Origin of the sequence: Polynucleobacter sp. 86C-FISCH, assembly GCF_018882415.1 — a bacterium.
GTDB lineage: Bacteria > Pseudomonadota > Gammaproteobacteria > Burkholderiales > Burkholderiaceae > Polynucleobacter.
Genome location: NZ_JACVOL010000001.1, coordinates 1,424,877 through 1,437,215, shown reverse-complemented (window position 1 = coordinate 1,437,215; position 12,339 = coordinate 1,424,877). Strand labels below are relative to the sequence as shown.

The window sequence follows — 12,339 nt, the reverse complement described above, 5'->3', positions numbered from 1 at the left end:
ACTAGGATTTATTGTGTTGGAACAATCGCACGATAAAGATTTGCGGCGTTATTCCCATTATCACCATAGCCAACATAGCCAGATACGCCATCGTACAAATAATTAAATCCTTGCAAAAAATTTCTTCCGGTATTAACAAAAACAATGCCGGAAGTGTCCTCGGAAACAATCACCGTTCCAGGCGTCATTGGATTTAATCCAGGATTCGTAGGACTTGTAACCACAAAGTTGTAATAAGCTGGTTGAGGCTGGGCCTGACTTGGGAAAAGAATGTCTATCGAAACACCAAGCGGCATATCTCCAGGTGCATAGCCATTGGCAGCAACTGGCGAAATCAACATCTCCCCAACCCCGGTATCCACCAGTGAAACACCTTGCTTGACAACTCCATTCACACCCACTGCTGCTGGTGCACTTTGCCATAGAGGCGTGGTAGATCCTAAAGTGGCAGGATTTTGTTCTAACTTAACAAATGCAAAATTTTTAGTTAACTCACTAGACATTCCCAAATAAACCCCTTGGTTGGTAAGCAACCAACCCTTACGGACAGTATTTAACGGAACATTCTTTGTATAAGTTAAGTTGGTAAAGGGATTGTTCGCAGCCGCAGACACCACATTCGGTGGCAAAGTAAATCCAGTGCCAGAATTAAACCCGATACCCATAAAGTGAATCCCAGTTGGAGCGCGCTTTGGCGTGCAATCCCTGGCATGATCAAGACAGGTCTGATCCGACACCCTTAGCACATCAACTGAAGCTTCAGCAACCACTTCGGTTGAACTAGACATCAAAGAAACTTTAGTGCGCCAGACCTCGCCACTCCACACGATACCGCTACTGCTGTAGGTCACACTACCAAGACCTTGGAGGATGTCGCCATCGCCCGGAGTGAAATATTCTGGAGATACAACTGTACCTGTCGATCCGGTATCCATTCCAAATGCCACGGCGCTTGGATGATCGCCAATCTTGGCGTATATCGAAGGGACTGAAGCAGTGGTAATTTGCCCATTAACATAAGGGAGGTATATGGTATTCAAGCCGTCATATAGGCCAGTCCAAGGGGTAAGGGTCTGAGGACTCGGATTGTTGCCACCACCCTCACTACCGGTACTGCCACCTCCACCGCAAGAAATCAAGGATGCTCCGAGAGCGATTGCAAAGACCAATACTAGTAAGCGAGTTTTCATAAGCGCTGAATAATGAATTTTATTTCAGCAAATCCAGCATTTCAGCTTCATCAATCACCGACACACCTAATTCTTCTGCTTTCGTGAGCTTGCTGCCAGCATCTGCACCAGCTACTACATAGTCAGTCTTCTTAGAAACTGATCCAGCAACCTTGGCACCCGCTTTTTCGAGGAGATCTTTTGCCTCATCTCTTGTCATTGTCGGGAATGTGCCGGTCAGAACAAAAGTTTTACCTGCAACGGCAGCACTAATCACTTTTTCTTCTACGGCGAGCTGCATTCCGGATGCTAGTAGTTGCTCAATTACCTCACGATTGTGTGCCTCTTGCATAAAGCTCGTGATGGAGTCGGCAACTACAGGACCAACGTCTTTTACTGTTAACAGGTCTTCGAGATTTGCATCCATTAATGCATGCATCGACTGATAGTGATTCGCTAAATCCTTGGCAGTTGTCTCACCTACGTGACGAATACCTAAAGCAAAGATAAATCGGGCTAAGGTGGTGCTTCTGGATTGGTTGATTGCTTGAATGAGGTTATCTGCCGACTTCTCACCCATACGCTCTAGGTTAGCTAATGCTGTGAAGCCTAATCTGTAGAGGTCTGCGGGAGTCCTGACTAGATTGTGATCTACCAATTGATCGACAATCTTTTCACCTAGGCCTTCAATATCAAGGGCTCTTCTATGAGCAAAGTGAATTAAAGCCTGTTTGCGCTGAGCCCCACAGAAGAGGCCACCACTACAGCGTGCTACAGCCTCATCTGCCAAACGCTCGATATGAGAATCGCAGACAGGACAACGAATTGGCATGACAAATTCTTTTGCATCTGCTGGGCGGCGATCCTTAATTACCGAAACCACCTCAGGAATCACATCACCTGCTCTACGTACTGAAACAGTATCGCCAATTCGGACATCTTTGCGTTTGACTTCGTCTTCGTTATGTAAGGTTGCATTAGTGACTGTGACGCCACCCACTTCTACAGGAGCAAGTCTTGCTACTGGAGTGATTGCACCTGTGCGACCTACTTGCACATCAATACCCAATACAGTTGTAAGTGCTTCTTGTGCTGGGTACTTGTGAGCGAGCGCAAATCTAGGGGCTCTTGATACAAATCCCAACTTAGCTTGCTCGGCGAATGAGTTCACCTTATAGACAACGCCATCAATGTCATATGGCAATGAATCTCTTTTGGCGCCAATCTCACTATAGAAGGCCAAGATCTCTTCAACGGAATGCAATACCTTACGCTCTGAGCAAACAGGTAAGCCTAGTTCAGCGTAAGCATTTAGTAATTCTTCGTGGGTTTTAGGCAGCCATGACTGAGGTTCTAGGGCGCCTAAGCCATAGGCAAAGAAAGACAATGGCCTTTTAGCGGTGATCTTTGAATCTAGTTGACGCAGGCTACCTGCCGCCGCATTCCGGGGATTGGCAAATTCCTTCTCACCCAACTCTGCTGCCTGTCGATTCATTTTCTCGAAATCTTTGAGATACATAAAGACCTCGCCACGCACCTCTAAGACTTGTGGAATGTTTTTTCCAGTGAGTTTGAGCGGAATGGCGCGAATTGTTTTGATGTTGGCTGTGACATCTTCACCGCTAGCTCCATCACCGCGAGTGGCAGCGGTTACTAATGAGCCGTTTTCATAACGAAGCGAGATTGCAAGGCCATCGAACTTGAGTTCACCAGCATAAGTGACATGATCTGAGTGGAGCGCCTCGCGACAGCGACGGTCAAAGGCAATCAATTCAGCATCTTCAAAGGCATTATTCAAAGAAAGCATTGGTACTGCATGAGTAACCGAATCAAACTCTTTTAATGCTGCCCCACCTACACGCTGAGATAAAGACTCTGGGGTAACCCATTCTGGATGAGCGGCTTCAATATCCAATAACTCGCGATAGAGGCGGTCATACTCAATATCAGGCAGGAGTGGATTATCTAGAACGTAGTAAGCATGCTCAAGGCGTGCGAGCTCGGCTTGCAAGAATGCGTAACGCTCCGCTAAATTTGTCGGACTATTGGACGACAAAGTAATTTCCTAGCTAAAGAGTCTGCTGGATGTAGAAGATCCAGCAGGAATGCCAGATTTCTCAAGATTGGCATAGAGAACATCAAGGTGCTGACGAATACTAATGACTGCAGCTTCACTTAAGTTAATGCCATTGTCATCTACCAAGCGGCCATGAGCAGCTTGGGCAATCTCCACACCCTCAGAGAGCATTCTTTCAAATGCGCGCTCATCTTGCGGAACTAAAGGAACCTCTAGCAACAAAGTGACTTGAGCTACGGACTTATTCGGATCCAAGTCAGCGCTATTGAAAAGCACAACGCCTTTGCTGAGGTATTCATATTGGCGTCCGTTACGAGATAACTTGAAGCCGCGTTGGCGCATGAGGGCATCAAAGTTACCCCAAGGGCATGGTTCATCAAATAGCACATTGATGCTCAACTGTATATCACTCTCAGCAGCCATCACATCTAATTCTTTAGCGCTTTCCAGCATGGTGCTGACGCTAGGCATATCAATTTGCGAGCCTAAAGTTTCAGCAAGGGACTGGGCACGAGAGCAGAAATCAGAAAGTTCCAAAACACCAATCGGACCTTTGCGGCTAGCCAACTGAATGGCCAGTTGTAACTCTGAATAAGATCCTTCAGGCTTTAATTCTTCCCAGTCTTCAGCAGCATCGACATCCGCGTTTAAACCTTCACACATCCAACGCGCTGTAGATTGGGCTTCAAGATCGGTCCAAGCGTTAATTTCTGCCAGAATTTCTGCGCCGCTTATGGCTTCATCAAAACGCAAGGTAATAACGCAATCGATGCGCGGATCAATCGCGAACTTTTCTGGGGCGGAAATTGTTGTTAAGGGCTCGCCAAAGCCAGGCTCTGCTCGACCAGATGCATCGCCATCCGCAAAGCCCTGGGAAAAGCTTGGCTCACGTGCAAAGCGATCATCTAAAGCATATTCGCTTTGCTCTTTTGCTTTACGGCGAGCACGAGAATACTTAATGTTTAGAACAGCTACTGCAATCAGTATTAAAAGACCAATAACAGCCAGCGCCAATTGCAAATCAGACAAACCCAACATCGTCATGATTTGTTCTACATACATTTAAGCAGCCTCTACCATTGATACCGCAGAAGAAATATCCACAGCAACAATGCGGGATACGCCCTGCTCTTGCATCGTGACACCAATCAATTGATGAGCGATTTCCATAGTGATCTTGTTATGTGAGATAAATAAAAACTGTGTCTTATCTGACATTTTGGCAACTAGATTTGCATAACGCAAGGTATTTGCATCATCTAATGGCGCATCAACCTCATCCAGCAAACAGAAAGGAGCTGGATTCAAAAGGAAGAGTGAGAACACCAAGGCAATTGCAGTCAAAGCCTTTTCGCCACCAGAGAGGAGGTAAATAGAGCTATTTTTCTTGCCAGGAGGCTGTGCCATCACTTGAACACCGGAATCCAGAATCTCTTCGCCAGTCATCACCAATTCTGCATGACCACCACCAAATAACTCGGGGAACAGTTTGCCAAAGTGAGCATTCACCTGATCAAAAGTACCTTGCAATAAATCACGGGTCTCTGCATCGATCTTGGCAATCGCATCTGTCAAGGTCTGCATCGCTTCATTCAAGTCGGCAGATTGAGCATCCAAGAACTGCTTACGCTCACGGGAACTGGATAATTCATCTAGCGCAGCCATATTGACTGGACCTAGGGATTGAATCTCTGTATTCAAGCGATTCACTTCGCTTTGCAATGCGCCAACTTTCAAATCGGGACTGAAGCTTGCTTCAAGCGCAGTGAGATCAGCCTCAGCATCCGACAATAAAGTAGCAAATTGTTCAAAGTTCAATCGTGCAGCCTGCTCACGCAATTGCAAATCAACCACTTTGTCACGCATAGGTTGTAGGCTACGCTCTACTTGCATGCGAGACTCATCAGCCTCACGCAATTGATGCAATAAAGCATCTTGCTCAGTACGTGCATTTGCCAAAGCTGCTTCGCGTGCGCTGCGTGCTAGCAATAAGCCCTGCAATTTATCTTGTGCCTCTTCATCGCTCAAGGTTTCGAGTTCTTGAGCGGCATCATCATGCTTATCTTGAATCTCCATGATCTGTGTACGCGCGGTACTTTGATCACGTTGCAAATCAGCAATACGCTGTTGCAATGAACGAGTAGCAAATGCCGCCTCTTGTGCAGCCATCTCAGCAGCACGGAGCGATTCACGCAAACGATCACGCTCTTCAGTAGAGCGCTCTAATTTTTCTTGAGCTACTTGTAAAGCTTCTTGCAAACCTTGCTTGGACTCTTCTGACTCGAGCAATTCGGCAGCAGACTGCTCTTGAGTCTGGCTTACTTGCTCCATCTGCTGACGCAATTCACTTAACTCACCCTGAATCTGCGCCGCACGTTGGCTGTACTGTTCTTCAGCCTGGGTCAACTGCATTCTTTCTACTTCAAAGCCATGCGATTCTTGAACGGCATGCTCAGCATTTTCACGAGCTTGCTCAGCCGCTTGATGGGCTGCCTGATAGTTCGCTACACACTGATCTAATTCGCCTTTGAGTTCGCTTTGCATCAACTGTTGCGCACGCAATTGTTTCTCGAGGCTCTCCATCTCTTGAGCACGAGCCAACATACCGGCTTGTTCAGAATCTGCTGCGTAAAGCTGCACACCAACACGACTAACCAAATGGCCTTGTTGAGTAACAAACGCGCCACCAGCAGGTAGTTTTTCGCGACGATGCAAAGCATCTTCGAGGCTGCTAGCAATATAAATATTGTCTAACCACTCTTGCAACACAGAAGTGAGCCTTGCTGCACCTGCACTTTGCACGCGACTCAATAATGGCGTGAAGTCAGCGGGAGCGGATGTATGCGCCGGAGTAATTTCTTCCGTGAGCAAAATTGCCAAACGGCTTGGGGGTGCATCATTGGCCAAGGCCAATGTTTCTTGGACACTCTTTGCAGTAACTGCGGCTAAACGCTCACGCAATACTGACTCAAGTGCAGCTTCCCAGCCACTCTCAACTTTGAGCTCTTGCCAAAGACGCTTACTTTCTTTGAGGCCCTTGCTTTCTAACCAAGGTCCAATCTTGCCTTGCGCCTGTACGCTAGCCTGCAAGGCAGTTAATGCAGTTAATTTAGCTTCGGTTTGAGCTAAATCCTGATTTGCTTCCTGAATTTTTTGCTGGGCAGCGTTACGCGCTTCATCAGCAGCAGGTACGCGTTGTTGAGTTTCAACGGCGCGATGCTTAGCTTCTTCCACTTTGCGAGCAGCCATTGTTTGACGATCAATCGCCATCTGCAAGGCTTCAGCATCCGGACGACGCAGGCCATCGAATTCCCCAACAAGGCGAGTCTCGCGCCCTTTCAATTCATCTGACTGAGCAGACATAGAGCGAAGGCGTTCGCCCAAACTTGCCAAGCGTTGCTCAATTGAAGCCAATGCATCACGTGCGCTATTTAGTTCGCGTGAAGCATTTTGATAAGCCTCTTCACGACTTGGCATTTGCTCTTGCAAGCCATTTAAGTCTGCCAAGAGTGTTTGCTCTTTTTCAGCAGCCAAAGAAAGCTCATGCTCAGTAGTGCGCTGAGCCTGAGCTGCATCAGTCTCTTGCACAGTCCAACGCTGCAGTTGCGCCTGCAAATCTTGAGTCTGTTGTTGCAAGCGTTGACGCGCTTCTTGCACATACAGAATCTGTGACTCAACCTGACTCACGTCAGAATTGGTTTGATACAAATCGCCTTGTGCTTGAGAAACTTTATCTTGCAATGCGTACTGCTGTGTGCGCATTGTCTCTAACTCAGATTCGACGTGGCGTAGCTTAGCGGTCTGCTCTTCTAGACCAACTTGCGTATCGCGGATACCGTTAGCATGACGCTCCTGCTCTTTACCGGCCTCGGTCTGACGCACAAACCACAACAGCTGCTGCTGTGATTTCATTTGCGTAGAGAGTTCGGCGTGACGCTCAGCAACAGTCGCTTGTTTTTCCAAGCGAGTGAGTTGTTGATCAAGCTCGCGCAAGATATCTTCAACGCGAGTTAAATTTTCTACAGTGTCTTCTAAACGGGATGCTGTTTCTTTGCGACGCTCTTTGTATTTAGAAACACCAGCAGCTTCTTCCAAAAACACGCGCAACTCTTCTGGCTTCGCTTCCAAAATGCGGTTGATGGTGCCTTGACCGATAATTGCGTAACCTCTTGGACCCATACCAGTGCCCAAGAAAATATCTTGAATATCTTTACGACGCACTACTTGGTTATTGACGTAATAACTCGAATTTCCATCGCGCGTTAAAACACGTTTGATACCTAATTCTGTAAAAGCGCTCCACTGACCTTGAGCGCGCCCTTCAGTGTTGTCGAAAATGAGTTCCACACTGGCACGACCAGATGGCTTACGTAATCCAGAACCATTAAAAATAACGTCTTGCATGGATTCGCCACGCAATTCGCTAGCGCGGGATTCGCCTAAAACCCAGCGAACGGCGTCAATAATGTTCGACTTTCCGCAACCGTTAGGACCCACAACGCCAATCAATTGGCCAGGCATTTCAAAATGGGTTGGGTCTACGAAAGACTTAAAGCCGGAAAGTTTGATGGATTTCAGTTGCACGGCGTACTTTGCAGGGAAAAAAGAGGTTCAAATAAAGGGGTAAAAATTAAAGCTAAAGTGGGAAGATGATAGCAAGCTTGAGGGTGCTTAGACGCGTTTTTGCCCCATCTATATAATGATAAATCTACCCTCAGGGACAAAATCCCTTAACAATCTGATAGTTAACTAAAAAGCATGAGCCAATCACCACAAAACATCATTGAACAAGCCTGGGAAAACCGCGCAAACCTGTCTCCAGATAGCGCCCCTGGGGATGTCCGTAATGCCGTAAATGCGGTCCTAGAAGGCCTAAATGCCGGCACTATTCGTGTGGCTGAGCGCCGTGACGTAGGTAAATGGGAAGTTAACCAGTGGGTTAAGAAGGCTGTTTTGCTCTCTTTCCGCCTAGAAGACAACAAACCTATGAGTGCTGGCGGCTTTACCCAGTTCTATGACAAGGTTCCAAGCAAGTTTGAAAACTACACAGCAGCTGACTTTGCTGCTGGTGGCTTCCGAGTGGTACCCCCTGCCGTAGCCCGCCGCGGCTCATTTATTGGCAAAAACGCCGTTTTAATGCCCTCTTACGTCAATATTGGCGCTTATGTAGGTGAAGGCACCATGGTTGATACCTGGGCGACCGTTGGTTCTTGCGCTCAAATTGGTAAAAACGTTCACCTTTCTGGCGGTGTTGGTATTGGCGGCGTTCTTGAGCCAATTCAAGCCGGCCCAGTGATTATTGAAGATAACTGCTTTATCGGCGCCCGCTCCGAGGTTGTTGAAGGTGTCGTGATCGAAGAGAACGCTGTTTTATCCATGGGCGTCTATATCGGTCAAAGTACCAAGATCTATGACCGTGAAACTGGTGAAGTGCACTACGGTCGCGTACCAGCAGGTTCAGTCGTAGTTCCAGGCTCTCTCCCATCCGCATGTGGCAAATACAGCTTGTATGCAGCCATCATCGTGAAGAAGGTTGATGCTCAGACACGAGCTAAGACTGCCATCAACGAATTACTTCGTGATTAAGCCGAATCTATGAGCGCCACACTAGAGCTCACCGAAGCTCTCATCGCCTGCCACTCCGTTACACCGGCTGATGGTGGCTGCCAAGATTTAATTGCACAGCGTCTTCAAGCCATCGGCTTTCATACTGAGAGCGTGGTGAGTGGTCCTGAAAATTTTCAGGTAACGAATTTGTGGGCGATCAAAAAAGGCAAAGGTGGAGATCAAGGCAAAGTCTTGATGTTTGCTGGTCACACTGATGTAGTGCCCACAGGTCCACTAGAGAAGTGGACAAGCAACCCATTTACGCCAACGATTCGTGACGGCATGCTCTACGGGCGTGGCGCAGCGGATATGAAAACCTCTCTCGCTGGTTTCGTAGTGGCTACAGAGGAATTTGTCATTTCGCACCCTGACCATCAAGGCTCTATCGCCTTCTTAATCACCAGCGATGAAGAAGGCCCTGCCAACGATGGCACTGTCATCATGTGCGAACGTTTACAAAAACATGGTCAACGTTTGGACTACTGCGTAATTGGCGAACCCACTTCAGTGAATCAACTCGGCGACATGATTAAAAATGGTCGTCGTGGCTCCCTTTCAGGCAAGCTCAAGGTAAAAGGTATCCAGGCTCATATTGCTTATCCCCATTTGGGCAAAAACCCTATTCACCTTTCTGCACCAGCAATTTCTGCATTAGTGGAAACCGAGTGGGATAAAGGTAATGAATATTTCCAACCTACTAGCTTTCAGATCTCGAATGTACATGCTGGTACTGGCGCAAACAACGTCATCCCCGGCGAACTCGTTATCGACTTTAACTTCCGCTTCTCAACAGAGAGCAAACCAGAACAATTACGTGAGCGCCTAGAGAAGATCTTAAAAGACGCAGGTCTTGAGTTTGAAATTGATTGGGTATTAGGTGGTAGCCCATTCATTACTGGTGATGGCGACTTGGCTGGCGCATTACGCAAAGCCATCAAAGCAGAAACCAATGTGGAAACAGAGCTTTCAACTACAGGCGGCACAAGTGATGGTCGTTTTATCGCCAAGATCTGTAAAGAAGTTGTGGAATTTGGGCCTCTGAATGCTACAAGCCACAAGATCGATGAGTGCGTCATTGTGGATGACGTAGTACCGCTCAAAAATATCTATCGCAAGACACTCGAACAGCTTATCGCTTGATCGCTTAACTGTGCGCCCCTTTTTCTCCTAAAGAACCCTCCATCATGGACCCTGAGTCTCAGCAACGCCTTACCGTGAACCAGTGCATCAATCAGATTGCACAAAAACTCGAAGCAGGTAAATTGCATTACGGCCATGGGGCTATCGATGCACAAAGCGAAGCCTTGTGGATTGTGAGCAAACAACTTGATCTGAGTCCAGCGGAGGCGCTTGATCATTTAGACGATGCAATCACTGGAGATCAACAGAAAAATGCATCCACTGTTGCTGATACCAGAATCTCTACACGCAAGCCATTGGCCTATATCCTAGGCGAAGCATGGCTCATGGGTGTCCCATTCTTTTGTAACGAGCAAAGCATAGTGCCGCGCTCCTGGATTGCTGAGCTCATTGTCGATGGCTCACTAGAGCCTTGGTTACCAGCTGACGGCAAAGCGCTAGACCTTTGCACTGGTAATGGCTCGCTCGCAATCCTCTTGGCTTTATCTTGTCCAGATATACATGTGAGCGCCTGCGATATCAGCATGCCCGCACTCTCAGTTGCAGCGCGTAACGTTGATCGCCATAGCCTGAGCTCCCAAGTGGAGCTATTGAATGGTGATTTGTGGGATGCGTTACCTGAGCCCAACGAAGACAATCTCTTCGATCTCATTATTTGCAATCCGCCCTATGTGAATGCAGCTTCTATGAATGCGCTTCCAGCTGAATATCATGCTGAGCCAGAGCTTGCGTTAGCTGGTGGTGATGATGGCATGGACATCATTAGACGCATTCTTGCTCAAGCACCTGATTATTTATCAGAGCGTGGCGCCATCTTGCTTGAGATTGGCAATGAGTACGAGAACTTTAAAAAGGCTTTCCCACAAATTCCGGCAATCTGGATGGAGGTATCTGCTGGGGAAGAGCAAGTCTTACTGATTCAAGCAGAAGACTTGCGTTAAGACAGCAGAGTTAACTCAACTCTGCTGCTGCTGCGATTGCCTGATCAATTCGCTCAACTGGAATTACCTTAAGCCCTGGAATCTTTGTCTTAGGCATATTGGCTTTTGGAATGATGGCTACAGTGAAGCCTAACTTAGCAGCCTCTTTCAAACGCTCCTGACCACGAGGACATGGGCGAATCTCCCCCGCCAAACCAACCTCACCAAAGACAATCAACTCTTTTGGCAATGCCCGATTACGAATCGATGATTGGATTGCAAGCAATACCGCCAAGTCAGCAGCAGGCTCAGAAATCTTAACTCCACCAACCGCATTTAAAAACACGTCTTGGTCAAAGCAAGCAACTCCTGCATGACGATGCAATACCGCCAAGAGCATGGCTAAACGAGCCTGCTCCAAGCCAACGGCTAAGCGGCGAGGATTGGGCACATGTGCCGTATCCACCAAAGCCTGGATCTCCACCAATAAAGGTCTACTACCTTCTTGCGTCACTAACACACAAGCACCAGGAACCATTTGCTCGTGCTGTGACAAGAAAATCGCCGAAGGATTGGTAACACCCCGCAAACCTTTTTCTGTCATGGCAAATACGCCCAACTCATTGACGGCGCCAAAACGGTTCTTAATGGAGCGCACCAAACGGAAAGAGGAATGAGTATCACCTTCGAAATACAAAACGGTGTCAACGATGTGTTCTAGAACTCTAGGGCCAGCTAGATGACCATCTTTAGTCACGTGACCCACCATCAATACACAAATACCACTAGACTTTGCTGCTCGAGTGAGTTGCGCCGCACACTCACGAACTTGCGCAACAGAACCAGGAGCTGAACTCAAAACCTCAGAGTACAAAGTCTGAATGGAATCCACCACCAAAACTTGTGGCTTCACGGTGTCCATAATGGAAATCAGTTTCTCCAACTGAATTTCAGCTAAGACCTCCAACTGCGGGGCATCTAATGCAATGCGCTTTGCACGCAATGCAATCTGAGCGGCCGACTCTTCACCGCTGCTATAGAGCACATTCATACCAGCAGCACTCATCTCTGCAAGCGCTTGCAATAACAAAGTCGACTTACCGATACCAGGATCGCCACCCAAGAGCACCACGCCGCCCGGAACTAATCCGCCACCCAGCACGCGATCGAACTCCTCTACACCCGTGCTAAATCTTGGCAAGTCTTCCGCAGTAATGGCAGAGAGCTTTTGTCTTGGTAAGGATTGCGCTAGCCCCTGGAATCGAGCATTAGAGGTGGTTTCCGGAAGCCCCTCTTCCAAGGTGTTCCATGCTTGACAGGATGGGCACTGACCTTGCCACTTGGCAGAGGTGCCACCACAAGACTGACAGATATAAACCGTTTTGACTTTAGCCAAGAGTTGCCTAATGAAATTGAAATTAGTAAA

The 12,339-nt window shown here is 47.7% G+C and carries 8 protein-coding genes; 3 read left to right on the top strand and 5 right to left on the bottom strand.

Annotated features, from left to right (window positions below; translation table 11 throughout):
• Window positions 1-8: 8 nt before the first annotated feature.
• From ICN10_RS07275 to smc, 4 genes are read right to left on the bottom strand one after another with little or no spacing between them, the layout of a single operon-like run.
• Complete coding sequence (locus tag ICN10_RS07275; protein WP_216214168.1) at window positions 9-1,190, bottom strand: hypothetical protein; 1,182 nt, start codon at window positions 1,188-1,190, stop codon at window positions 9-11.
• Between the two features lie 19 nt (window positions 1,191-1,209).
• Window positions 1,210-3,225 (bottom strand): NAD-dependent DNA ligase LigA, encoded by a 2,016-nt coding sequence (ligA, locus tag ICN10_RS07270; protein ID WP_216214166.1) that lies wholly within the window; start codon window positions 3,223-3,225, stop codon window positions 1,210-1,212.
• Between the two features lie 9 nt (window positions 3,226-3,234).
• Window positions 3,235-4,308 carry a cell division protein ZipA C-terminal FtsZ-binding domain-containing protein gene (locus ICN10_RS07265; protein WP_255536832.1) on the bottom strand — a complete coding sequence of 358 codons (1,074 nt, stop codon included), beginning with the start codon at window positions 4,306-4,308 and terminating at the stop codon, window positions 3,235-3,237.
• A complete protein-coding gene (gene smc / locus ICN10_RS07260; protein ID WP_216214164.1) occupies window positions 4,309-7,830 on the bottom strand; it encodes a chromosome segregation protein SMC in 3,522 nt (1,173 codons plus the stop codon). It lies immediately after the preceding gene.
• A 174-nt stretch (window positions 7,831-8,004) separates the two neighbouring features.
• On the opposite strand from smc, the gene dapD reads away from it, so the two are divergent.
• The 3 genes from dapD to prmB are packed head-to-tail and all read left to right on the top strand — an operon-like array spanning window position 8,005 to window position 10,934.
• The gene (gene dapD, locus ICN10_RS07255; RefSeq protein WP_068322474.1) at window positions 8,005-8,832 is read left to right on the top strand and encodes a 2,3,4,5-tetrahydropyridine-2,6-dicarboxylate N-succinyltransferase; all 828 of its coding nucleotides are present in this window, start codon (window positions 8,005-8,007) and stop codon (window positions 8,830-8,832) included.
• 9 nt (window positions 8,833-8,841) lie between these two features.
• Window positions 8,842-9,993 carry a succinyl-diaminopimelate desuccinylase gene (gene dapE / locus ICN10_RS07250; RefSeq protein ID WP_216214155.1) on the top strand — a complete coding sequence of 384 codons (1,152 nt, stop codon included), beginning with the start codon at window positions 8,842-8,844 and terminating at the stop codon, window positions 9,991-9,993.
• A 44-nt stretch (window positions 9,994-10,037) separates the two neighbouring features.
• On the top strand, window positions 10,038-10,934 hold the full coding sequence (gene prmB / locus ICN10_RS07245) for a 50S ribosomal protein L3 N(5)-glutamine methyltransferase (RefSeq protein ID WP_216214145.1): 897 nt from the start codon (window positions 10,038-10,040) through the stop codon (window positions 10,932-10,934).
• A 10-nt stretch (window positions 10,935-10,944) separates the two neighbouring features.
• Here prmB and radA read toward each other — a convergent pair whose 3' ends face one another.
• Window positions 10,945-12,309: a DNA repair protein RadA gene (gene radA, locus ICN10_RS07240; RefSeq protein WP_068322465.1), complete on the bottom strand. Its 1,365-nt coding sequence runs from the start codon at window positions 12,307-12,309 to the stop codon at window positions 10,945-10,947.
• Window positions 12,310-12,339: the final 30 nt, after the last annotated feature.